We start from the raw sequence: 23,658 nt of genomic DNA, 5'->3' as shown, positions 1-23,658 counted from the left end.
GTCAGCGCATGTTGCCGGTGTGGCCCAGCGAATAGCGGCCCGGCTGCGGCCACACGGTCAGGCCGTGCGGCTCCTGGCCGACCTTGACCTGTTTGACGTCGCCGTTGGCGGTGTCGAAGCGATACACCACATCATCGAAGCGGCCCGACAGCCACAGCCATTTGCCGTCGGCGCTGACATTGCCCATGTCCGGGCTGCCGCCACCAGGAATATCCCAGGTCGCCACCACTTTTTCGGTGGCGAAGTCGATCACGCTCACATGGCCCTTGCCCTTGCGCTTGCCGTGGATGCGGTGCGTACCGCGGTTGGCCACGTACAGCTTTTTCCCGTCGCGGCTGGGATACAGGCCGTGCGCGCCGACGCCGGTGGAAATGAATCCCACTTCCTTGAACTGGGCCGCGTCCACGATGTGCACACCGTCGGCTTCCATGTCGGCGATGTAGTAGCGCTTGCCGTCTGGCGAGATGCGTATATCCTGCGGCATGCCCTTCTTGGAGGTGCAGATTTCGCCGGGAGGGCCGCCCACGGGCGCCGATTCGGCAAAGCGCACGCTGGGCATCTGCAGCTTCAGGTAGCCCTTGACCTTGCGCTCGGCCAGGTCGATCTGGGCAATGGAGCCGTTGAATTCGCAGGTGAACACCACGGTCTTGCCATCGGGCGAAAAGTCGGCGTGATTGATGCCGCCGCACTGCGGCACGTCGATCGCGTACTGCACCTGCATGGTCCTGGGATCGCGGAAGTCCAGCCGGTGCAGGGCCTCGGCCACCACGATGGCCGATTTGCCGTCCGGCGTGAAGTACATGTTGTAGGGATCATCCACCGGCACCGAGGGGCCGGGCTTGCCGGTGCGCGGATCGATGGGGGTCAGGCTGCCGTCGGTGCGGCGCTCGGCGTTATTGGCCACCCACAGGGTCTGCAGGTCCCAGGCCGGCACCACGTGCTGCGGGCCGTAGCCGACCTTGAACTTGTCCACCACCTTGAGCGTGGCCGGATCGATCACGTACACGTCGTTGGAGCGCAGGTTGGGCACATACACGCGCTCCAGCTGGCCCTTGGTGACGGGCGATATCTGGTCCGGCGCGATGCCCTTGTAGACGTTGACCGACTCGGCGGCCGGGCTGGCAGCGGCAGCGGCCGGCGGCGCCGCCACGCTCCAGTGGTTGGCGGCCAGCAGCGCGGCCAGGCCAGCGCCGGCCGCCGAGGCGGCCATGATGCGGGGGGAAATCTTCATGATGTAGCTATCCTTTCTTTAATTGGCTGCGCCGTCGCGTGCGAAAGCGGCGATGGCGGCCACCGAGGCCTCCACCACGCGCTGCACGCCCAGCTTGCCCAGGTCGGCGCTGGCGCGGCGGGCGTCGCCATGGACGCCATCGCGCTCGGTCGGTTTGGGGCCGCGCGCCAGTTCTTCGGTGCGCACCAGCGATTTGTCGGTGGCCAGCATCAGGGCCGCGTCGGCCAGGCCGGCGTGGGTGCCGATCTCGCCCCTGGTGTAGCCGCGTCCCTCCAGGTCGGCCACGTAGCCGGCCTGGGTGACGTTGTAGTAATCGAGCAGCGCCAGCGCCTTGGCCTTGCCCTCTTTGGCCCAGGCCTTGTTCAGGCGGGCGGCGGCGGCCGACAGGTTTTTCTGGTAGCCGCCATGGTCGCCGATATACACCACGCGCCGGAAGCCGTGCTGGCGGAAGCTCTGCCCGGCCGAAACCAGCAGTTCCTCGAAGGTCGCTTCCGGGATCGAGATGGTGCCGGCAAAGCGCATGTGGGCGGCCGGCGGCGTGATGCTCCCCTCCGGCACATAGGACACCACGGGCGCCACGATGGCGTTGCCCAGCTTCTGGGCGATCATGCGCGCCAGGATGGTGGCGCGTACATTGTGCTTGCCCAGCGCAATGAAGGGCCCGCTTTGCTCGGTGCCGCCGACGGGAACGATGATGGTGGTGGCGCCCTCGCTGATGCGGGCGCGCAGTTCGGTGCTGGTCAGGTCTTCCAGCATCACGCTGGCGGAGGGAGCGGCCTGGGCCGGAACCGGGGCCGGAACCGCCACAGCCAGCAGCAGGAGCGCGCTGGCAGTCAGGCGGGACAAGGACAAATGGGGCATGGATGACTTCTTCTGGACGAAGAACAGCTTCAATATGGCTATCTTCAACGCTGGCAGCCGGACTGTCAACAGGGTCGCCGCACGCACCAGAAAAAAAGGCGGGACGCCGCCGCGTACCGCCTTTTCAGGATGTCATTGCCTGTCACTTAGGGACTGTTCCAACATGGCCAGGGCCAGGCGCTGGCCTGGGCCGGGGCGACGAAGACAGTGCGCTAGCACGGCGAGGAGCTGCAACGACGCCATGGTCATTTTTGAACAGTCTCTTATTGCGCCTGGCCCCACAGGTCGTGTGAATCGGCCGCATTGATCTTCACGTCCACGAACTGGCCCACGGCCAGCTTCTTGTGCGGCTCGAAGGCCGGTTTGACGTACACCACGCCGTCGATTTCCGGGGCGTCGGCGGCCGAGCGGCCGACGCCGCCGCTGCGGTCGATCTCGTCGATCAGCACGCGCACGGTCTGGCCCACCTTGGCCTGCAGGCGCTTTTTCGAAATCTCTTCCTGCAGCTGCATGACGCGGCCGCGGCGCTCCTCGCGCACTTCTTCCGGCACCGGATTGGCCAATTCGTTGGCGGTGGCGCCTTCCACCGGCGAGTAGGCGAAGCAGCCCAGGCGGTCGATCTGCGCTTCCTTCAGGAAGTCCAGCAGGTACTCGAATTCGGCTTCGGTCTCGCCCGGGAAACCGGCGATGAAGGTCGAGCGTATCACGAGATCGGGATTCATCTTGCGCCAGGCCTGGATGCGGTCCAGGTTTTTCTCGCCGCTGGCCGGACGCTTCATGCGCTTCAACACATCGGGGTGGGCGTGCTGCAGCGGCACGTCCAGGTAAGGCAGGATATGGCCGCCCTGCATCATGGGGATGATTTCATCCACGTGCGGGTAAGGATAGACATAATGCAGGCGCACCCAGGCGCCATACGACTTGGCCAGCTCGCCCAGGGCCTGGGTCAGCTGCGTCATGTGGGTCTTGACCGGGCGGCCGTTCCAGAAGCCAGAGCGGAACTTGACGTCCACGCCATAGGCCGAGGTGTCCTGCGAGATCACCAGCAACTCCTTGACGCCGGACTTGAACAGGTTTTCCGCTTCCAGCATCAGCTCCGCGATCGGACGCGACACCAGGTCGCCGCGCATGGAAGGAATGATGCAGAAGCTGCAGCGGTGGTTGCAGCCTTCCGAGATTTTCAGGTAGGCGTAGTGCTTGGGCGTGAGCTTGACGCCCTGGGCCGGCACCAGGTCGATGAAGGGCTCGTGCGGCTTGGGTAAATGGGTGTGGACCGAGTCCATCACCTCGGCCAGCGCGTGCGGGCCGGTCACGGCCAGCACCTTGGGGTGCACCTTCATGATGATGTCGTCGCCGGCCGCGTCCTTCTTGGCGCCCAGGCAGCCGGTCACGATCACCTTGCCGTTTTCGGCCAGCGCCTCGCCGATGGCGTCCAGCGATTCCTGCACCGCCGCGTCGATGAAACCGCAGGTGTTGACGATCACCAGGTCGGCGCCGTCATAGGACTTGGCGGTCTCGTAGCCCTCCGCCCGCAGCTGGGTCAGAATCTGTTCGGAATCGACCAGCGCCTTGGGGCAGCCGAGCGAGACGAATCCCACCTTGGGCGCGGGAGCGCTGGCGTCGGCGGGCTTGGGGATGCGGGAGATGGGTTGCGATTGCATGATGGGTTGCTAAACAAATGCGAGGGGTTGCAGGTAATTTCAGACCAATCGACTATTGTACACCATTCCGCCTCCTCCGCCCCCGTGTGCGCCGCCCGACCCGGTCGGCAGGAGCGAAACTCAGAGCCGCTGTCCGCTGGCGCCGTCAAACAGGGAAACGCCATCGGGGCGGATGGTGAAGGCAAGGCCGTCCCCGGCCTGCAGCGCCTGCCGGTCCGGCACCAGGCACGCTACCTCGGTGCCGTGGAAGTCCAGCCACAGCACGCGGTGAGCGCCCATGGCCTCCACCAGCGAGACGGCGGCGGGCCACGGCGGCAAGCCACCCTGGCCCGCCTCGCCGTAGGCAATAGCGATATCCTCCGGGCGCACGCCCAACACCACCTCCTGCCCGGCGCGCGGCGGCCGCAGCCAGGCGTAGGCGCTCACGTCCAGCTCCATGTGCGGGTTACGGAACCAGGTGCGGCCGCCTTCCAGCGCCAGCCGGCCCCGGAACAGGTTGATGCCGGGTGAACCGAGGAAGCCGGCCACGAACAGGTTGGCGGGACGCTGGTAGATCTCCTCCGGCGTGTCGAACTGCTGCACCACGCCGCCCTGCATCACGGCCATGCGCTGCGCCAGCGTCATGGCCTCGGCCTGGTCGTGGGTCACATAGATCATGGTGGCGCCCAGTTGCTGGTGCAGCTGCTTCAATTCGCGCCGCAGCTCGGTGCGCAGCTTGGCGTCCAGGTTGGACAGCGGCTCGTCGAACAGGAACACGTCGGCCTCGCGCACGATGGCGCGGCCGATGGCGACCCGCTGGCGCTGTCCGCCGGACAGCTGGGCGGGCTTGCGCTTGAGCAGTGGCCCCAGCTGCAGCATGCCGGCCGCGCGCGCCACCCGGCGTTCGATTTCGGCCCTGGGCGTGCCCTTGATGCGCAAGCCGAAGGACATGTTGCGCTCCACGTTCATGGTCGGGTACAGGGCATAGGACTGGAACACCAGCGCGACGCCGCGGTCCTTGGGGTTGGCCCAGGTCATGTCCCGGCCACCGATTTCGATCTGGCCGGCCATACTGTCGATCAGCCCCGCGATGGCGTGCAGCAGGGTGGACTTGCCGCAGCCGGAAGGCCCCAGCAGCACCACGAATTCGCCGGACTTGACGTCCAGGTTGAGCTGGTCGATCACGGTATGTCCGCCCAGCTGGATGTGCAGATTGCGTAACGCTACATTCGACATGGTGCTTATCCCTTGACTGCGCCGGAGGCGATGCCGCGCACGAACCAGCGGCCGGAAATGAAATACAGGCCCAGCGGCACCAAAGAGGTCAGGATGGTGGCCGCCATGTTGACGTTGTACCGGCGCTCGCCCGTGGTGGTGTTGATGATGTTGTTGAGCTGGACCGTCATCGGCAGGTGCTCGGGGCCGGCAAACACCAGGCCCAACAGAAAGTCGTTCCAGATGCCGGTCACCTGCATGATGGCGGCCACCACGATCACCGGCGTGGACATGGGCAGCATCAGCTGCAGGAAGATGCGCCAGAAGCCGCCGCCGTCGATGCGCGCCGCCTTGAACAGTTCCAGCGGCAGCGCGGCATAGTAATTACGGAACAGCAGCGTCATGACCGGCATGCCGAAGATGGTGTGCACCAGCACGATGCCGGGCAAGGTGCCAAACCAGCCGGCCGCCGCCAACAGACGCACCAGCGGATACACCATCACCTGCACCGGGATGAAGGCGCCCATCATCAGGATGGCGAACAGCAGGCCCGCCCCGCGCGGGCGCCAGAACGACAGCGCATAGCCATTGACGGCGCCGACTGCAATCGACAGGACGGTGCTGGGCACCACGATGCTGACGGAATTCCAGAAACCGCCCCGTATGCCCTCGCATTCCAGTCCGGTGCAGGCTGATTGCCAGGCCTGGCGCCACGGCTCCAGCGTGGCATGGGCCGGCAGCGCGAACAGCGTGCCCATGCGGATTTCCTCCATGGGCTTGACCGAGGTCGCCAGCATCACGTACAGCGGCAGCAGGAAGAACAGCGCCGCCACCAGCAGGAAGGCATAGATGCCGAGCCGGGCCGGAGTCCAGGCCAGGCTGCGCCGGCCGGCGCGCGGCGCGGCGCCAGTGCTGTCTCGCGCTTCGGATGGCGCTTGCATGGTCCGCTCCATCAGTGACGCTCCTTGCCCGCGCGTCCACGGGCAAAATACACCGGCGCCACGATGGCCAGCACGGTGGCCAGCAATACGATGGAGGCTGCCGAGGCCAGCCCGATGTTGGCGCGCCCGAACAGGTAATCCATGATGAACTTGGCCGGCACCTCGCTGGCCGTGCCGGGACCGCCCTGGGTCATGGCCACCACCGCGTCGTACACCTTGACCACCATCACGAACAGCAGCACGAAAGCGGTCGACAGCATGGGGCCCAGCATGGGCAGCACGATGCTCACGTAGACGCGCCAGCGCGGGATGCCGTCGATGCGGGCCGCCCACCACAATTCCTCGTCGATGCCGCGCAGGCCGGACAGCATCAGCGCCATCACCAGCCCGGACGCCTGCCACACGGTGGCGATCACGATGGTGTAGATGGCCAGGTCCTGGTCCAGGATCCAGTCCAGGCGCGCGCTGGTGCAGCCCATGCGGTGCAGCGCCTGCTGTATCCCGAGCTCGGGATTGAGCATCCATTGCCACACCATGCCGGTGGCGACGAAGGACATCGCGTACGGATACAGGAACACGGTGCGCAGCACGCCCTCGGCCATCACCTTCTGGTCGATGAACACGGCCAGCAGGAAACCGAGCACCAGGCAAGCCACAATGAACAGCGCGCCGTACACGGCCACGTTGTGCAGCGACAGCAGCCAGCGCTCGTTGTGGAACAGCCGGATGTACTGGGCGGCGCCGACGAAGTCGTTGGCTGGAAAGGTCCTGGAGCTGCTGACCGAGATCCGGGCCGACCACAGCATGGTGCCCAGGTAGGCCAGCAGCGCCGTCGCCGCCATCGGCAGCAGGGCTATATAGGCCGTCCACGAGGCCGTCCACGAGGCCGTCCACGAGGCCGCCAGCGAAGCTGCCGTCGCCCTCCCCTTGCGCACGGCCATGCTTATTCGTCCCGCAGGGCGCGGGCGAAGGCCTGCTGCGCGGCCTCCGGCGCCTGGTTCTTGTTCCAGTAGCTGGTCAACACGTCCTGCAGGGCGCCGTTGGTGTCCGGCGTGGTCAGCATCTCGGAATTGGGCAGCTGGCGCGTCCTGTCCTTGATGATGGCGACGCCCTGGCGTGCACAGATGTCCAGTTGCGTATCATCGACATCGGCGCGGATCGGTATGGAACCCTTGCGCACGCTGAACGCCGCCTGCGGCCCGGGCGCGGTCACCACGGAGGCCAGCAGCTTCTGCGCCTTGACCGCATCCGGATTCGAGGTCCGGGGAAACACGAAGGCGTCGCCGGCCACGATGTACGGGGCCTTGGGACCAAAACCGGGGAAGCAGCCGAAGTCCTTGCCCGCCACCTGCCTGGCCGACGAGAATTCGCCCTTGGCCCAGTCGCCCATGATTTGCACGCCCGCCTTGCCGCTGACCACCAGGGCGGTGGCGTCGTTCCAGTTGCGGCCCGGGGCGCCGGGGTCGGTATAGGCCTTGAGCTTCTTGAAATCGACCAGCACCTGGCGAAAGGCCGGCGACAGCACGGCTTTCTGGTCGCGGTCGCGGTAGACTTTCAAATAGAGGTCGGCGCCGCCCACCATGGCGAAGATGGCGTCGAAAGTGATCTTCTCCTGCCACACCTGGCCGCCGAAGGCCAGCGGGATCAGGCCTGCCGCCTTGAGTTTGTCGAGCTGGGACAGGAATTCATTCCAGCTCTGCGGCTCGGCCGTGATGCCGGCCTTCTTGTAGGCCGCCTTCGAGTAGAAGAACCAGGCCGGCATGTGGATGTCCACCGGCGCCGCGTAGAAATGGCCCTGGACCTTGATCGCGTCCAGTATCGGGGCCGGCATGATGCGCTCCCACCCGCCCCTGGCGGCAACGTCGTCGATGTTGTTGAGCAGGCCCTGCTCGGCGAACTCGCGGAACTGCCTGGAGGTGTTGAATTGGGCCGCCACCGGCGCATTGCCGCCGACGATACGGTTGACGGTGGTGGCGCGCGACTGCTCGGCGCCGGCGATGGCCTGGTCCACCCATAGGCCGCCGGCCTGGTTGTAGGCGTCCGCGAACTGCTTGATGGCGGCCGATTCGCCGCCCGATGTCCACCAGTGGATAACGGTGGCTTTCAATGGCGCCTGGCCCGGGGCGGCGTTGTGCGCCGCCATGGCCAGCGTGAAGGCGCCACCCAGCTTGACTGCATTGTTCATTCTGTCTCCCGTGAGCGTCTGGCGCACATTTTATTCGGATGACACCGCCCGGTCTACGGCGCGGCCTGCGTGCCGATCAGGGCGGCAGGCCGGGAGACTGCTGGCGGCCGCAGGCCACACGGACCGTGCAGGCGCGGCGGACAAATCGCAGCCGGCCCTTGACTAACTTGTCAAAACTGACAGAATGCACTTCCATGAAAAAGAAATTGCTCGCTGCCATCAGTGCCGCCCTCCTGTACGCCTCACCTGCCCGCGCAGCCGATGACGGCACCGATCCTTCGGTGACGGTGCTCAGGCACATGGAGCACTACGTCGTCCAGCAGGACGGCAGCTACACCCAGGTCCGGGAAGTGCTGGTGCAGCTGAACGAGCAGCGCGCCGTCGCCGCCGAGGCCCAGCGCGAGTTCCATTTCAACCGCACGCTGGAAGATGTGGAAGTGATCGAGGCATACACGGAAAAGCCGGACGGCCGCCGCATTCCGGTGCTGCCCGACCAGATCAAGCTGCAGCAGGAACCGGCCTACAGCGGCGCGCCCATGTTCCAGGACATGCAGGTCAAGACCGTGATCTATGCCGACGTGGCGGTGGACGACAAGCTGTATTCCAAAACCCGGCGCGTGCGCAGAACCGCCCTGTTTGCGGGCCAGTTCAGCGACACCACCTTCCCCTACTACCAGCCCACCAAACAGCTGACCGTGACCTACGACCTGCCGGACAGCATGACGCTCAGGGCCGATGAAGCCGGCTTCAAGGCCAGCGCGCCGATGCGCAGCAAGGGCCGCACGGTGTACCGCTGGGACTACCAGCCGGCCGAGAACCCGCGCATCGAATCCGACACCGTGGCCTATTGGGATTTCGGGCGCCACCTGATCGTCTCCACTTTCGAGGACTACGCCAGCGTCGGCCGCGCCTATGACCGCAGCGCGCTGCCGGCCACGGCGACCAGTGCGCGCATCACAGCGCTGGCGCGCGAGCTGACCGAGGGGCTGGACGACCCGCGCCAGCGCGCCCTGGCGATCGGCAACTGGATGCGCAAGAACGTGCGCTACGTGGCGGTTTACATCGGCAACGGCGGCCTGGTGCCGCACAGCGCCGAATCGGTGCTGGACAACCGCTACGGCGACTGCAAGGACCACGCCACCCTGACCGAAGCCCTGCTGCGCGCGGCCGGCATAGCCAGCACGCCGGCGCTGATCAATTCCGGCAACTCCTACAAGCTGTCGCCGGTGGCCAGCCTGGGGCAGTTCAACCACGTCATCAACTACATTCCCAGCCTGGACCTGTACCTGGACACCACGGCGGAGAACATCGCGGCAGGCTACCTGCCCTTCTGGGACCAGGACAAGCAGGTGATCCTGACCCGCACCGGCGCCATGGGCCATACCCCGCTCAGGCAGGACAATGGCATCCGCAACCACTACACGGTGCGCATCGCGGCTGACGGCTCGGCCACCTTCCAGTTCACGCGCGAGAACCTGGGGGCATGGGAAGAGGAAGTGCGCAACGAGCAGCGCAACTGGAAGAAGACCGACCAGGAACGCTTCGTGGCGGAGATATTGAAGTCGTCCGGGGTCAAGGGCAGCGGCGAGGTGGAGCTGGGCGACCTGAGCGGCAAGGACGCCGGCAAGGGCTACAGCTACACCTTGCGCGGCAGCGGAGAGGACTGGGTCTACCTGCCCGGCACCATCGGCGTGCCGGCTTCCAGCGCGCTGTATGCGGGCCTGGCCCAGCAAGTCTATGGCTTGACCAACGAGGCCACCCGCACCCAGCCCTACGTCTGCCCGGAGAACGATATCGAAGAAGACGCCACCTACGAGCTGCCCAGGGAGGCGGCGCTGCTGGCGGTGCCGCCCGACCTCAGCGTCAGCAGTCCCTATATCCAGTACCGCGCGCAGTTCAAGCGGGTCGATGGCAAGCTGCTCATCAAGCGCAGCTTCAAGAGCGGCAAGGCCGGCACCAAGGTGTGCACGCCGGAAGACTACCTGGCCATGCAGGCCGATATCCGCAAGATCGTGCGCGACCTGCGCAGCCAGTTCATCCTGCAGGTGCCGGAAGCGGCAGCGCTACGCACCGGCGCCCCCTGAACTTATTTTTTGGGCGCCACGGTTTTCGGCAGCGTGGGATGCTTGCCCAGCGCCTCCCTGGGCATCACCGGTTTTTTCTCGGCGCGGCTGATCTCGGAAGCGCAATCGGTATCCGGCACCCGGCCCACGTTCACCAGCGGCAGCACGGCGGCCAGCGGATTGACGACGGTGGCCAGCGCCACGGCGGCCCCGCCCTTGAGCAGCAGCGGACCTTTTTCCGGCCCCACCTTGGGATCGGCAAAGGTGCCCCTGGCGTACAGCGGCGTGCGCAGGGTGACGATGCGGGTGCCCTTGGTTTTCGGCCGCACCTTGAGGTCCAGCTGTTCGCTGGCCAGGTCCACATAGCCGGACACGTCGACCACGGCTTCATCGGTGTCCAGCACGAAGCGGTCGATATTGGCGTGGCCGTTGCGCACGTCCGTCTCGGCCGCCATGCAGTTCAGGTGCACCTGCTTGTCGCCAAACAGCTTGACGAATACCGCGTTGGCCACGTTCAGGCCGGCGATCTCCAGCACGAACTTGCTGACCGAGCCTTCCGTCACCACGGCGTTCAACTCGCCGTTAGAGCTGCCCAGCATGGCGGCCACGTTATTGCCCTTGCCGGCCAGCGCGGCGTCGCCATTGACTTCGCCGAAGCTGGCCTGCATGGATTGCAGCTTGGGGAACAGCTCGCGGATCTTCAGGTGGCGCGCCGCCAGCCTGGCCTGGGCGTCGATCACCTTGTCGCGCCCATCGAGGCGGATGTTGGAAGTGACGCGCCCGCCCGCCATGCCGAACTCCAGCGGGGTCAGGGTCAGCACCTTGTCCTTCAGGTGGATGTTGGTGACGATGTCGGTCAGCGGAATGTCGTGCGTGCGCACCAGGCGCTTGCCGGAGAACTTCACGTCCGCGTCCAGCGCGCCCCACTTCGCCGTGTTGAACTGGTCCACCGGCAGCGCCTTGCCAGGCGGCGGCGACTGCACGGCGCCGGCCTGGCGCGTGCCGGCGCCGGTGTCGGCGCCCACCGTGGGACCCAGGTCGGCCAGGCGCAGCTGCTCGGACACCAGCTCGCCGCGCAGGATGGGACGCGGCTTGCGCTGGGCATATTCCAGGGTGCCGGCAATGTCGCTGGCGCCCACCTTGCCGGCGAATTTCTGATAGGTGTAGCTCCACTGCCCGCCATTCTTCCGGGCCAGCAGGCGGCCGTGGGTTTCGTAGGGCGGTGTTTCGGGCAGCAGCACGCCGGTCAGCGGATACAGGTCGGCCATGCTGGCCCCAGCCAGGCTCATTTGCAAGTCCATGCCGGCCAGGGTGCGTGGATCGGTGACGGTGCCGCGCAGCGCCACCTTGTTCTCGCCCAGGTTGGCCCTGGCTTCCACCGGGAAGGTGACATGCTCATCGGTCAGCGTCAGCACGGCGCCGGTGCGCCCGCCCCCGGTGATGGCGGCCTTGCGGTACTTGCCGCCCAGTTCGAATGCAAGGCCATAGGGCTGGGCGTTGGCAATGCTTTTGGCCCTGGCGTTCAAGTCCAGCGCGACCGGCTCGTCCACGTAGCGCAGCTGGCCGCTATTGAAGGCCAGGCGCTGGATATCGACATCCCATTCGGAGGGGCCGTTATCCTTCAGGGTCCAGGAATTGCTGCCATCCTTGCGCCGCTGCAGGGCGATTTGCGGGCCGTCCAGGCGCAGGTCGGTGATGATGAAGTCCTTGTGCAGCAGCGGCAGGATGTGAAAGCCCATCTCGACTTTTTGCGCGCTGGCCATCTGCGGGCCGACGGTGCTCCAGGCCGGATTGCTCATGCGCACGCGCTCGGCGCTGACGTAGGGACGCGGCACGTAGCGGCGCCAGCCCGGCTCGGTATCCAGGCCACGGTAGAACTTCACGTCCAGCTTGCCATCGATGGCGAAATCGCGTCCGGTGGTCTCCGACACCTTGCGGTTGATGTAGGGGCGCAGCAAATTCCAGTCGAACAGCGCGATCAGGACAATCAGCAGCACGATGACACCCAGCACCCCGCCCGCGATTTTCACGGCCTTGGATTGTTTCATAATTGGCTCGGTCAGTGTAGGTAGAGCCTAGCGTACTCCCGGCCGGGGATAGCGTTTGTTAGATAAGTAGCATTAGCTGGTCACTAGCGGCATAGCATTCAGTGGGGACGAAAAAAAACAAACGGCGCGGCTGCCTTTGAGCAGCCGCGCCGTTGCGCTGAAGGCGGAGAGCCTTACTTCTTGTCCGCAGGCGGCACCGGCACGAAGGGGAAGGAACCGAACAGGTTCTTGCTCTGGTTTTGCATCTGCTCCTGCATCTGCACGAACAGGCTCTTGCTCTGGTCGATGTAGTTGTTCATCATGCCCTGCATCATCGGGCCCTGGACGTTCATGAACTGCGTCCACATCTCGGGGCTGAAGGCCTTGCCGTCGAAGCCGCCGGTCGAGGCGCTGGTGAACTTGCGCTGGATGTCGGTGAAGGCCTGTACATTCTTTTCCAGGTAGGAACCCATCATGCCCTGCATGGCGTGGCCGTAGAAGCGGATGATCTGGGCCAGCACGTCGCTGGAGAACATGGGCGCGCCGCTGGCTTCTTCTTCCAGGATGATCTGCAGCAGGATGCTGCGGGTCAGGTCGTCATTGGTCTTGGCGTCGACCACGGTGAATTCTTCGTTGTCCAGCACCAGCTGCTTGACATCGGTCAGCGTGATGTAGGAACTGGTCTGGGTGTCGTACAGGCGACGGTTGGGGTATTTTTTGATCAGGCGGTCAGCATTTTTTTTCGCACTACTCATCACAAGTCCACTTATTGCGCCGCAGCGCGTACTTTAACAATTCGAAAAAAAAGCGAACGTGGGTCCGCTTTCGCACTAGCCTACTTCACCTATTATAGAGGGTAATATACGCGATTTGCATAATTCGATATAAGTTTTAGCATTTATTGCAACGCAACCAGAATGGCAAAAACACAAGGAAGCAGGCCCCATGCGGGCTGGCGGCCCGCCGGGACTGTTGTTTCTTCGCTTCAATCAGCCTTTACTTTTACGTAACGGCCGGGCGCAGCCTCGATGGGCTTGTAGCGCGCATTGCCCAGCTTGGCCTTGGGCTTGACGTCCTTGCCGCCGTGCTCGGCCAGGAAGGCGGCCCATTGCGGCCACCAGCTGCCCGGCTGTTCCGCCGCCCCGTCCAGCCAAGCGGCGGCCTCGGCCGGCTGGGCCTCGTTGGTCCAGTAGCTGCGCTTGTTCTTTTTGGCCGAATTGATTACGCCTGCAATGTGGCCGGAGGCGCCCAGCACGAAGCGCTTGGGTCCGGACAGGATGGCGGTCGAGGCATAGGCCGAATGCCAGGGCACGATGTGGTCCTCGCGCGAGGCGTAGATGAAGGCCGGGGCGTCGATCAACCGCAGGTCCACCGCCTCGCCCGCCACCTTGAGCTTGCCCGGCACCTTGAGACTGTTTTCCAGGTAAGTGTTGCGCAGGTACCAGCAGAACATGGGGCCAGGCAGGTTGGTGCTGTCCGAATTCCAGTACAACAGGTCGAAGGCCGGCGGCTCGTTGCCCTTCAGGTAGTTGGATTGCACATAGTTCCATACCAGGTCGTTGGGACGCAGGCTGGAGAAGGTGCTGGCCAGGTCGCGGCCCGGCATCAGGCCGCCATCCTTCAGGGCTTGCTCGCGCAGGGCGACCTGGGTTTCATCGATGAACACGTCCAGCACGCCCGTGTCGCTGAAGTCCAGGAAGGTGGTCAGCAGGGTCAGGCTGGCGGCCGGCTTGTCGCCACGCGCGGCCAGCACCGCCAGCGCCGTACCCAGCAGCGTGCCGCCAACGCAGAAGCCCAGCATGTTCATCTGGTCCTGGCCGCTGATCTCGCGCACCACCTGGATGGCTTCCATCACGCCCTGCTGCACGTAGTCGTCCCAGGAGATGCGGGCCAGCGCCTGGTTGGGGTTGGCCCAGGAAATCATGAACACGGTATTGCCCTGCTCCACGGCGTAGCGCACCAGGGAATTGTCGGGCTGCAAGTCCAGGATGTAGTATTTGTTGATGCAAGGGGGCACCATCAGCAGCGGCTTCTGGTGCACGGTGGGCGTGGCCGGGCTGTACTGGATGAGCTGGAACAGCGGGTTTTCAAACACCACCTGGCCCGGGGTGATGGCCAGGTTGCGGCCCACCTCGAAGGCCGATTCGTCCGACAACGAGATATGGCCCTTGTTCATGTCGGCCAGCATATTGGCCAGGCCCTTGGTCAGGCTCTCGCCCTTGGTCTCGATGAGTTTCAGCTGCGCTTCCGGATTGGTGGCCAGGAAATTGGCAGGCGACATGGCTTCCACGATCTGCAGCACGGCGAAGCGGATTTTCTGCTTTTGCTGCGGGGTGGCTTCCACCGCCTCCACCATGGCGTTCAGGAATCTGGCGTTCAGCAGGTATGATGCGGCACTGAAGGCCGACATCGGGTTCTCCTTCCAGGCCGCCGACGAAAAGCGGCGGTCGGACAGCTCGGGCGCCTTGCCATTGATGAAGTCCTGCCACAGCGCCGAAAAATCGCGGATATAGTCGTTCTTGAGCTGCTCCAGCACTTCCGGCTTGATGATGGCGCCCACATCCTTGAGCAGCGCGGCGGCCGGATGGGCTTGCGCAGTTGGGGCCGCAGCGAACCAGGATGGCCATTGCCCAGGATCGCCCATGTGGGACATCCAGGCGTTGGCAATGGCTTGCGGGTCGGGCACATTCATAAGTGTTTCCTAAAAATAGTTAAACTTCTTAACAAACTCTGCTTATGCTGCTGATCGTTGCCATCGCGTGGGTGTATGTGGTCGGGCTGATGGCCCTGACCGAACCCACGGTTGTTGCGGGAATTGTAACGTTTTTGTTTTATTGCGTGTTACCGCTGGGGATAGTGGCCTATATCGCGAACAGCGGCAAGCGGCGGCGACGGCGCCAGGCGGCCAGAAACCGCGAATGATGCGCCGCCGCGCCAGCCTCATTTGATCCAGACCAGGGTGGCCTGGCGGCCGGTCACGCCGTCGCGCCGGAAGGAATAAAAGCGTGCCGAGTTGGACACGGTGCAGTATTCGCCGCCCGAGACCCGTGCCACGCCGGCCCGCTGCAGGCGGTGGCGCGCCAGCGCATAGATGTCGGCCAGGTACTTGCGGGGCTTGCCTTCGATGCCGCTGAAGGCGGCCTGCACATGGCGCGCGTCGGACTCGTTGTGCACGGCGCGCATGAAGGCTTGCTCCACGTCGGGACCGACCTCGAACTGGTACTGGCCGATGGCCGGCCCCATCCAGGCGGTCAGCTGGCCGGCGCCGGCAGCGCGCATGGCTTCCACCGTGCTTTCCAGCACCCCGGCCGCCAGCCCGCGCCAGCCGGCATGGGCCGCACCCACCACCCGGCCCTCCACGTCGGCCAGCAGCACCGGCAGGCAGTCCGCCGTCAGGATGGCGCACACCACGCCGCCCCGGGTGGCGATGCTGGCGTCGGCCTCGGGGACCTCCTGCGGCGCGACGCGGCCGGCATCCACCACCGCCGTGCCATGCACCTGCGACAGCCAGGCCGGCTCGGCGGGCAGCAGGGCGCGCAGGATTTCGCGGTTGCGGACCACATAGTGCGGCGCATCGCCCACGTGCACACCCAGGTTGAGGCCGCCATGCCCCATGCCGTCGTCATACGGCGCCGGGCTGACGCCGCCCCGGCGCGTGGTGGACAGCGCCCCCACCCCGGATGGCTGGTCGGGCCAGTGCGGCAGCAGCCATTGCTGCGCTCCGTTCATCAGGGGTTGTCCGGTTCGGTGATGCCGGCCTTGGCGATCAACTCGGCGAAATCCTGCGCCAGCGGCACCAGCCATTCGCATGGCTGGCCGGTGGCCGGATGGACCAGGCCCAGGCGGCGAGCCTGCAGGGCCTGGCGCGGGAACACGTCGGCCAGGTGCTGCTTGCCATAGACCGTGTCGCCCACCAGGGAATAGCCGAGGTGCATCATGTGCACGCGGATCTGGTGCGTGCGGCCGGTTTCCAGGCGGCACTGCACCAGGCTGACAGGACGGCGGTCCAGATCGCCCGTGGCCAGCACCTGGTAGTGGGTAATGGCGGGCTTGGAGGCCAGGCCGGTCACCACCGCCATCTTCACCCGTTCGCGCGGGTGGCGGCCCATGGGCGCATCGATGGTGCCGCTGGGACGCGGCGTGCCCCACACCAGCGCATAGTATTCGCGCTTGACGGTGCGGGCCGCCAGCTGGCGCACCAGGTCGGTCTGGGCCGCCAGCGTCTTGCCGACCACCATCAGGCCGCTGGTATCCTTGTCCAGCCGGTGCACGATGCCGGCGCGCGGCACGCCGGCCAGCTGCGGGCAGTGGTGCAGCAGGCCGTTGAGCAGGGTGCCGGACCAGTTGCCATTGCCGGGGTGAACCACCAGCCCGGCCGGCTTGTTAATGACGATCAGGTGCTCGTCCTCGTAGACGATGTTCAGTGGAACGGGTTCCGGTTTAAAAGCCTCGTCTTCCGGCGCCGCTTGGGGCAGAATAATGATCTTCTCGTCGCCGTACAGGGTGTGCTTGCAGCTGAGAACGACTTTGCCGTCCACGCTGACGTGGCCTTCTTCGATCCACATTTGCAGGCGTCCGCGCGAGAACTGCGGGACCAGCCCGGCAATGACCTTGTCCAGGCGCTGGCCGCAGGCCGCGTCCGACATTTCGAGTTCGATTGGAGACAGGCCGTCATCGTCGTCGCCGTCCAGCAGGTCGGCGTCCGGGCCGGTATCGGGGGTGGCGTCGGTCATGGAGGTAGGAGTTAATATCACAGCATTCCCATCGGCTATAATCAGCCTATTGTAAAACTTTGGTTAAACAGCTTCTTGCAAAACATATGCAAAAAAAATTATCGGTAGTTGCAGCAACTGTCGTTCTGCTTGGTTTATCCGCTTGCAGCTTATTGCCGGACAAGGTCGACGAGACCAAGGGCTGGAGCGCATCGAAATTATACTCGGAGGCGAACGAGGAACTGCAGGGCCAGCACTACGAGCGCGCCATCCAGCTGTATGAAAAGCTGGAATCGAGCTACCCCTTCGGCACCTACGCCCAGCAGGCGCAGATGAACATTGCCTACGCCTACTACAAGTCGCAGGACCAGGCCCAGGCGCTGGCCGCCGTGGAGCGCTTCATCAAGCTGCACCCCAACCACGCCAACGTGGACTACATGTACTACCTGCGCGGCCTGATCAACTTCAACGACCAGATCAGCTTCCTGAACTTCATTTACGAGCAGGACCCGACCGAGCGCGACCCCAAAGCCACCCGCGAAGCCTTCGCCGCCTTCAAGCAGCTGGTGGACAAGTTCCCGAACAGCAAGTATGCGCCCGATTCCATCGACCGCATGCGCTACCTGATCAACGCCATGGCTTCGTATGAAGTGCACGTGGCGCGCTACTACTACCGCCGCGGCGCCTACCTGGCGGCCGTCAACCGCGCCACCGGCGCCGTGACCGACTACCGCGATTCGCCGGCCATCGAGGAAGCGCTGTTCATCATGATACGCGGCTACGACAAGCTGGGCATGACCGACCTGCGCGACGACACCATGCGCGTGTTCAAGCTAAACTTCCCGAACAGCAAGTTCCTGGACGAGGGTGTCAAGCAGGAACGCAAATGGTGGAGGTTCTGGGGCTGAGCCCACCCCTATAAAAGGGCGTTTCAACATGAGCGTGGCAAGGCGCAGCTCCGAAGACAGTGCGCCTGCACGGCGAGGAGCTGCAACGACGCCACGGTCTTGTTGAAACGGCCGCCTATGCAGCTAGTTTGCGGCGGAATATCCAGGTCTGTTCATTGGAGGCTGCGCTGTCAAAGGCGTAGCCGTCCACATCGAACTTCTTCAGCCTGGCCGGATCGCTGATGTTCTTTTCGGCCGCGTAGCGCGCCATCAGGCCGCGCGCGCGCTTGGCGTAGAACGAGATGATCTTGTATTTGCCGTTCTTCCAGTCCTCGAACAGCGGCGTGATCACCGGGATGGCCAGTTCCTTGCGCTTGACCGACTTGAAGTATTCTTCCGAAGCCAGGTTGACCAGCACCTTGGCGCCCTGTTCGGCCGCCGTGCGGTTCAGGGCCCCGGTGATGGTGCTGCCCCAGTAAGCGTATAAATCCTTGCCGCGCGCCGTGTCCAGGCGCGTGCCCATTTCCAGCCGGTGCGGATGGATCAGGTCCAGCGGCCGCAGCAGTCCGTACAGGCCGGACAGGATGCGCACCCTGCCCTGGACGTAATCGAGCTGGCGCGGCGTCAGGGTGCGCGCCTGCAGGCCGCCGTAGACGTCGCCGTCGAAGGCCATCACGGCCTGGCGGCCTTCGCTGGTATCCTTGCTCCAGGATGCATAGCGGGTCACGTTCAGGGTGGACAGCGCGTCCGACAAGTCCATCAGCTGGCCCAGCTGGGCTGGCGAGAACTGGCGCAGGCGTTCGATCAGCTGGGCCGAGTGGTCGAGAAATTCGGGTTCGGTACGGATGTTGGTGGTAACGGGAGTGTCAAGGTCCAAGCTTTTGGCGGGCGACAGCACTATCAGCATAAGATTTCACAGAAAAACATTTCACACAGACTACATGATACCTGTTCCACCAAAACGCATCGTCATCGACACCAATGTCTGCCTGGACCTGTTCGTGTTCCAGGACCCGCGCTGGAGCGCCCTGCTGGCCGCCATCGAAAGCGGCGCGGTGGAAGCCATCACGCGCGCCGACTGCCGCGACGAATACAACATCGTGCTGCACTATGCCCACCTGCCGCTGACCGACGACACCCGTCCGCTCAGCGCAGCCCGCTTCGACCAGTACATCAAGGTGGTGGCGCCGCCGGCATCCGGCGTGCGCCTGCCGGTGTGCACCGACCGCGACGACCAGAAGTTCCTGGAACTGGCGCGCGACGCCGGCGCCGACATGCTGATCACCAAGGACAAGGCCCTGCTCAAGCTGGCCAAGCGGCTGGCCAGGGCCGGCATGTTCAAGGTCATCAAGCCGGAGCAGTGGCCCCCGGAATCCTGAGCCACACCAAGCGTGGCGGCTGCGCTAAAATGGGCCATCGTCCCCATACGCCGCCGCCATGAATAGTCCGCAGCATCCTCCCGTCACCCCCGTCCTGGCCAGCCGTTTGCCCGCCGTCGGCACCACGGTGTTTACCCGCATGTCGACGCTGGCGGCGCAGGTGGGCGCCGTCAACCTGGGCCAGGGCTTCCCTGACTTCGAGTGCGACGGCAGGCTGCTGGACCTGGTGGGCGCCGCCATGCGGGAAGGCCACAACCAGTACGCCATGATGAGCGGCGCGCCCGTGCTAAGGCTGGCCATCGCGGACAAGATCGCGGCCGTCTACGGCCAGCACTACGACGTGAACACGGAAATCACCGTCACGGCCGGCGCCACCGAGGCCCTGACCACGGCCATCCTGTGCGCCGTGCATCCCGGCGACGAAGTGATCGTGATCGAACCGGCCTACGACAGCTACCAGCCCGCCATCACCCTGGCCGGCGGCGTGCCGGTGCGGGTGCAGATGGCGCTCGGCGATGGCGGCTACGGCGTGCCGTGGGAGCGCATCGCCGCCTCCGTCAGCGGCAAGACCCGCATGATCGTCATCAACACCCCGCACAATCCCACCGGCACCGTGCTGCGCGCGGCCGACATGCAGGCCCTGGCCGACATCGTGCGCGGCACCGGCATCCTGATCCTGTCGGACGAGGTGTACGAGCACATGGTGTACGACGGCCAGCGCCATGAATCCATCAGCCGCCATCCCGAGCTGGCAGCGCGCGCCTTCGTGGTATCCAGCTTCGGCAAGACCTACCACGTGACCGGCTGGAAGGTGGGCTATGTGGCGGCGCCGGCCGCGCTCACGGCCGAATTCCGCAAGGTCCACCAGTACAACGTATTCTCGGTCAACACCCCCATGCAGCACGGGATCGCCGCCTACATGGCCGATCCGGCGCCCTGGCGGGAACTGCCGGCTTTTTACCAGCGCAAGCGCGATGTTTTCCGCGCCGGGTTGGCCAACAGCCGCTTCGAGCTGCTGCCGGCCGATGGCACCTATTTCCAGTGCGTGCGCTACGATCGCATTTCGACGCAAAGCGAGGCCGGATTCGCCGAATGGCTGACCACCGAGATCAAGGTGGCCGCCATCCCCGTTTCCGCCTTCTACCAGGATGGCCAGGAGTCCGGCATCGTGCGCTTCTGCTTTGCCAAGAAAGAGGCGACCCTGGCGCTGGCCCTGGAACGGCTGGCCGGGATCTGACATGGCCGACACCACCACCGGCGTGCAGAAGCCATCCGTGCTGCGCCAGCTGAACCAGTGCAACCGCGAGCTGGAGCGGCTGCTGCAAAATCTGCGCAACGAGGACCACGCCGAACGCGAACTGCGCCAGATCGCGCGCGACGTCATTGCCGCCGTGCGGCTGGATGCCGATATCGCCCTGGCCACCATATTCCTGAGCCAGATCGCCGGCACCTATGCGGTGCGGCACTGCATAGAAACCGCCGTGGTGGCCGAAGTGGTGGCGCGCGGCATGGGCAAGACGGAAGCGGAAATCCTGACCGTGACGGCGGCCTCGCTGACCATGAACGTGGGCATGCTGCGCCACAGCGACGGCTTCCAGCACAAGAGCAGCCCGCTCAGCCGCGAGGAAATGGCCATCGTGCGCCGCCACCCGGAGGAAAGCGCGGACCTGCTCAAGTGCGCCGGCATCGAGGACGAGGACTGGATCTCGTGCGTGCTGCTGCATCACGAGAACGATGAGGGGACCGGCTATCCGGCCGGCCTGGCCAGCCCGCAGGTGACGCAGAACGCCAAGCTGATCAGCCTGGCGGACCGCTATTGCGCCCAGGTCTCGGCGCGCAATTACCGCCGCTCCATCCTGCCGGACCGCGCCCTGCGCAATCTGGCCGAGGACCGGACGGCGCCGGCCGATCCCGCCCTGCTGGACGAATTCGCCCGTGAGCTGGGCAGCTATCCACCCGGCTGCCTGGTGCGGCTGCACAATGGCGTAACGGCGGTGGTGTCGCAGCGCGGCGCCGGCGGCCTGCTGCGCCTGCACGGCCTGCGCGACGCCAGCGGCGCCCCGCTGGATGCAGCCGGGCAGCGCGGCACCGAAGACCAGTCCAGCGCCATTGCCCAGGTGCTCAGCGAAGACGAGGCGGCGGTGCGCTTCAGCATGAAGCAGGTGTGGGGCGGACTGGCCAGCCTCTAGTATCCCGCACCGGCTGGCCGTGCGGCGCCCTGCCGTTCCAGCCGCGCCCAGCCTGCCCACGGCCGCCGAACACAGCGCTGCGGACGTCGCACCGGCAGCTGACAGGCCCAGGGAAGCGCTAGCGTGACAGCTGCTCCAGCTTGCGGTCCACGAAAGCCTGCAGCTCGGCCGTCATACCCTTGCCGTTGCGGGCGCGCTGGAACGCCTCGCGCGCTTCCGGCGCATGGCCGCCGGCTTGCAGCGAGATGCCCAGGCCCATCCACCATACGCCATTCTGCGGCGAGAGCTTCAGCGCCGCCCGATAGCGCTCGGCCGCTTCATCGTGGCGTTGTTCGCGCTGCAGCACGCCGGCCACGAAAGCCTGGTATTCGGGACTGCTGTCAGCATAGGGCAAGGTGCGCATCAGGGTGTCCAGCGCCGGGCCGCCGCGCTCGAGCTGCAGGCGCGCCAGCACCATGGCCAGGCCGGGCTGGCGCGGGTCTATGCCCAGCGCCAGGCGCAGCTGGCGAATGGCGTCCTCGGGACGGCGCTGTTCCAGCAGCAGGCTGATATAGGTCTGGCGCGCCGCCTCGTTGCGCGGATCGACTTCCAGCGCGCGCTCCAGGTGGCCCAGCGCCTCGCTGCTGCGGCCTTCCTGCAGGGCCGCCAGTCCACGGCGATAGCTGCCCTCGGACAGCTGGGCGGGGCTGAGGTTCTGGCGTCCGGTGTCCGCTGCATCGGCGGCGGCAGGCGTAGCCTTGCGCCTGCCGCGCGCGGCCGCGCCCTCCCCGGCCTGCGCCAACGCGGGCTGCGCGCCGGCCTTGTCGGCCTTGGAGCGCGCCGCCGTCTGCGGCGCGCCATCAACGCCATCGCCTGCCCCGCCAGCGCTGGAGCGGCCTGCGGCATGTTTCGGCGTGGCCCGGGCAGTGGAACGTCCGGTATCGGCATGCCGGTCCTGCATCACGGCGCCAGCCGCCAAAGCGTCTTGCGCATGCGCTGCCGGAGCGCGGTTGGCGGCTTGCGGCCCCGGCTGCGGCACGGCTGCGGCGCGGGCTGGCGCGGAACCCGGCGCGGACGCCTGTGAGGCGCCTAGCGTTACGCCCTGGACTGACACCGGCGCTGTATCTGAGGCCACAGCCGGGGCCGCAGCCGGGGCCGCAGCCTGGACTGTAGGACTGGCCGCCTGCGCGGCCAGGTCGGCCGCTTGCGGCGGCGGCACCGCCTTCACCTGGGTCACGGCGGGCGGCGGCGCGGCCGGCTTGTTGTGCCAGTAGCGCCAGCCCAGCCAGCCGGCCACCGCGACCGCGGCTATCCCCGCGGCGGCCGCGCCCAGCAGCGCCGGGCTGCGTTCACGCTCCGCGCGCGGCACCGCTTTCAGTTCCGCTTGATGCGGGCCGCCCTGGGCGCCGGCGCCGCCGCGCGCATCCAGGTCCTGCAGCATTTTATTGATCAGGCTCATTTGGTCAGCGCCCAGGTCAGGCCGCAAGCGGCAATCAGCAATCCGGCGCCGCCGGCCAGCCAGTGCCACCGGCGGCGTCCGGCGCCGGGCACGGTATCGTGCGCGGCCACGCTCACGTGGCTGCGCGCCACTTGCTGCCTGCCCTCGCCGTAGCTCAGCATCAGCGCCTTGTTGGCGATGATGTTGACCAGGCGCGGGATGCCGCCGCTGGTGGCGTACAGGCGCGCGATGGCGGCGCGGCTGAACAGCCGCCCGCCCGTGTAGCCGGCCACCCGCAGGCGGTGCGCAAGATAGTAGTCCATGTCGTCGCGGCTCAGCGGGCCGAGGTGGTAATGGAAGGTGATGCGCTGCGCCAGCTGGCGGATGGAGTTGGCCTCCAGGTGGCGGTTCAGTTCCGGCTGGCCGAACAGCACGATCTGCAGCAGCTTGCGCTTTTCCGTCTCCAGGTTGGTCAACAGGCGCAGCGCTTCCAGCGATTCGACCGGGATGGCCTGGGCCTCATCCAGGCACAGCACCACGCGCTTGTCCTGCGCCGCCAGTTCCATCAGCCGGGTGGTGATGGACTTGAGCAGCTGGTGCTGGTCGACGTCGCGCTCCAGGGAGATTTCCAGCTCGTCGGCCAGCGCCAGCATCAGGGTGCGCGGCTCCAGGTAGGGATTGGGGATGTAGGCGGTGACGAAGCCCTCGCCCAGTGTGGTGATGAATTTACGGCACAGCAGCGTCTTGCCGGTGCCCACTTCGCCCGTGATCTTGATGAAGCCCTCGCCGCTGCGCGCCGCCACCAGCAAGGTGTTGAGCGCTTCCTGCGAATGCGGGCTGGTGAAGAAAAAGCTGGTGTCGGGCGTGATCCCGAACGGCATTTCCCGCAGGCCGAAGTGTTGCTGGTACAT

The 23,658-nt window shown here is 65.7% G+C and carries 21 protein-coding genes; 6 read left to right on the top strand and 15 right to left on the bottom strand.

Annotated features, from left to right (window positions below; genetic code table 11):
* Position 1 precedes the first annotated feature (1 nt).
* The 7 genes from ACLB1G_RS06580 to ACLB1G_RS06550 form a co-directional block, all read right to left on the bottom strand.
* On the bottom strand, positions 2-1,231 hold the full coding sequence (locus ACLB1G_RS06580; RefSeq protein WP_491626395.1) for a YVTN family beta-propeller repeat protein: 1,230 nt from the start codon (positions 1,229-1,231) through the stop codon (positions 2-4).
* A gap of 18 nt (positions 1,232-1,249) precedes the next feature.
* Positions 1,250-2,092 (bottom strand): creatininase family protein, encoded by an 843-nt coding sequence (locus tag ACLB1G_RS06575; RefSeq protein ID WP_491626394.1) that lies wholly within the window; start codon positions 2,090-2,092, stop codon positions 1,250-1,252.
* Between the two features lie 263 nt (positions 2,093-2,355).
* Positions 2,356-3,753: a 30S ribosomal protein S12 methylthiotransferase RimO gene (gene rimO, locus ACLB1G_RS06570; RefSeq protein WP_491626393.1), complete on the bottom strand. Its 1,398-nt coding sequence runs from the start codon at positions 3,751-3,753 to the stop codon at positions 2,356-2,358.
* A 120-nt stretch (positions 3,754-3,873) separates the two neighbouring features.
* Positions 3,874-4,968, bottom strand: coding sequence for an ABC transporter ATP-binding protein (locus tag ACLB1G_RS06565; protein WP_491626392.1), 1,095 nt, complete (start codon positions 4,966-4,968; stop codon positions 3,874-3,876).
* Between the two features lie 5 nt (positions 4,969-4,973).
* Positions 4,974-5,888 carry a carbohydrate ABC transporter permease gene (locus ACLB1G_RS06560; RefSeq protein WP_491626391.1) on the bottom strand — a complete coding sequence of 305 codons (915 nt, stop codon included), beginning with the start codon at positions 5,886-5,888 and terminating at the stop codon, positions 4,974-4,976.
* An 11-nt stretch (positions 5,889-5,899) separates the two neighbouring features.
* Entirely contained in the window at positions 5,900-6,730 is an 831-nt protein-coding gene (locus tag ACLB1G_RS06555; protein ID WP_491626631.1) for a carbohydrate ABC transporter permease, read from the bottom strand.
* Between the two features lie 101 nt (positions 6,731-6,831).
* A complete protein-coding gene (locus ACLB1G_RS06550) occupies positions 6,832-8,031 on the bottom strand; it encodes an ABC transporter substrate-binding protein (protein WP_491626630.1) in 1,200 nt (399 codons plus the stop codon).
* A gap of 236 nt (positions 8,032-8,267) precedes the next feature.
* Here ACLB1G_RS06550 and ACLB1G_RS06545 point away from each other — a divergent pair, with 236 nt between their 5' ends.
* A complete protein-coding gene (locus tag ACLB1G_RS06545) occupies positions 8,268-10,157 on the top strand; it encodes a DUF3857 domain-containing transglutaminase family protein (protein WP_491626390.1) in 1,890 nt (629 codons plus the stop codon).
* Positions 10,158-10,159: 2 nt separating this feature from the next.
* Here ACLB1G_RS06545 and ACLB1G_RS06540 read toward each other — a convergent pair whose 3' ends face one another.
* The 3 genes from ACLB1G_RS06540 to phaC form a co-directional block, all read right to left on the bottom strand.
* Entirely contained in the window at positions 10,160-12,184 is a 2,025-nt protein-coding gene (locus tag ACLB1G_RS06540) for an AsmA family protein (RefSeq protein WP_491626389.1), read from the bottom strand.
* Positions 12,185-12,357: 173 nt separating this feature from the next.
* On the bottom strand, positions 12,358-12,918 hold the full coding sequence (gene phaR, locus ACLB1G_RS06535; RefSeq protein ID WP_491626388.1) for a polyhydroxyalkanoate synthesis repressor PhaR: 561 nt from the start codon (positions 12,916-12,918) through the stop codon (positions 12,358-12,360).
* A 230-nt stretch (positions 12,919-13,148) separates the two neighbouring features.
* Positions 13,149-14,855 carry a class I poly(R)-hydroxyalkanoic acid synthase gene (phaC, locus tag ACLB1G_RS06530; protein WP_491626387.1) on the bottom strand — a complete coding sequence of 569 codons (1,707 nt, stop codon included), beginning with the start codon at positions 14,853-14,855 and terminating at the stop codon, positions 13,149-13,151.
* A gap of 44 nt (positions 14,856-14,899) precedes the next feature.
* On the opposite strand from phaC, the gene ACLB1G_RS06525 reads away from it, so the two are divergent.
* The gene (locus tag ACLB1G_RS06525) at positions 14,900-15,085 is read left to right on the top strand and encodes a hypothetical protein (protein ID WP_491626386.1); all 186 of its coding nucleotides are present in this window, start codon (positions 14,900-14,902) and stop codon (positions 15,083-15,085) included.
* 18 nt (positions 15,086-15,103) lie between these two features.
* Here the strand turns inward: ACLB1G_RS06525 and pgeF are convergent, their stop codons facing one another.
* Positions 15,104-15,892 (bottom strand): peptidoglycan editing factor PgeF, encoded by a 789-nt coding sequence (pgeF, locus tag ACLB1G_RS06520; RefSeq protein ID WP_491626385.1) that lies wholly within the window; start codon positions 15,890-15,892, stop codon positions 15,104-15,106.
* The gene (locus ACLB1G_RS06515; RefSeq protein ID WP_491626384.1) at positions 15,892-16,896 is read right to left on the bottom strand and encodes an RluA family pseudouridine synthase; all 1,005 of its coding nucleotides are present in this window, start codon (positions 16,894-16,896) and stop codon (positions 15,892-15,894) included. Before ACLB1G_RS06515 ends, pgeF begins: the two co-directional genes overlap by 1 nt.
* 86 nt (positions 16,897-16,982) lie before the next feature.
* Here ACLB1G_RS06515 and ACLB1G_RS06510 point away from each other — a divergent pair, with 86 nt between their 5' ends.
* Positions 16,983-17,783 carry an outer membrane protein assembly factor BamD gene (locus tag ACLB1G_RS06510; protein WP_491626383.1) on the top strand — a complete coding sequence of 267 codons (801 nt, stop codon included), beginning with the start codon at positions 16,983-16,985 and terminating at the stop codon, positions 17,781-17,783.
* A gap of 115 nt (positions 17,784-17,898) precedes the next feature.
* Here ACLB1G_RS06510 and yaaA read toward each other — a convergent pair whose 3' ends face one another.
* A complete protein-coding gene (yaaA, locus tag ACLB1G_RS06505; protein WP_491626382.1) occupies positions 17,899-18,669 on the bottom strand; it encodes a peroxide stress protein YaaA in 771 nt (256 codons plus the stop codon).
* A gap of 34 nt (positions 18,670-18,703) precedes the next feature.
* On the opposite strand from yaaA, the gene ACLB1G_RS06500 reads away from it, so the two are divergent.
* Genes ACLB1G_RS06500 through ACLB1G_RS06490 form a run of 3 tightly spaced genes read left to right on the top strand, consistent with a single transcriptional unit; the run spans position 18,704 to position 21,330 of the window.
* Positions 18,704-19,141 (top strand): putative toxin-antitoxin system toxin component, PIN family, encoded by a 438-nt coding sequence (locus tag ACLB1G_RS06500; protein ID WP_491626381.1) that lies wholly within the window; start codon positions 18,704-18,706, stop codon positions 19,139-19,141.
* A 58-nt stretch (positions 19,142-19,199) separates the two neighbouring features.
* Positions 19,200-20,378, top strand: coding sequence for a pyridoxal phosphate-dependent aminotransferase (locus tag ACLB1G_RS06495; RefSeq protein ID WP_491626380.1), 1,179 nt, complete (start codon positions 19,200-19,202; stop codon positions 20,376-20,378).
* A gap of 1 nt (position 20,379) precedes the next feature.
* Positions 20,380-21,330 (top strand): HD-GYP domain-containing protein, encoded by a 951-nt coding sequence (locus tag ACLB1G_RS06490; RefSeq protein ID WP_491626379.1) that lies wholly within the window; start codon positions 20,380-20,382, stop codon positions 21,328-21,330.
* Positions 21,331-21,448: 118 nt separating this feature from the next.
* Here the strand turns inward: ACLB1G_RS06490 and ACLB1G_RS06485 are convergent, their stop codons facing one another.
* Together ACLB1G_RS06485 and ACLB1G_RS06480 are read right to left on the bottom strand one after the other, a co-directional pair.
* Positions 21,449-22,768 (bottom strand): tetratricopeptide repeat protein, encoded by a 1,320-nt coding sequence (locus ACLB1G_RS06485; RefSeq protein WP_491626378.1) that lies wholly within the window; start codon positions 22,766-22,768, stop codon positions 21,449-21,451.
* Positions 22,765-23,658, bottom strand: a complete 894-nt coding sequence (locus tag ACLB1G_RS06480; RefSeq protein WP_491626377.1) for an ExeA family protein — start codon at positions 23,656-23,658, stop codon at positions 22,765-22,767. The genes ACLB1G_RS06485 and ACLB1G_RS06480 overlap by 4 nt, the downstream gene beginning before the upstream one ends.

The organism is Duganella kummerowiae (genome assembly GCF_053572355.1).
The sequence above is the reverse complement of the archived record's forward strand: the minus strand, read 5'-3'. Positions and strand labels throughout refer to the sequence as shown.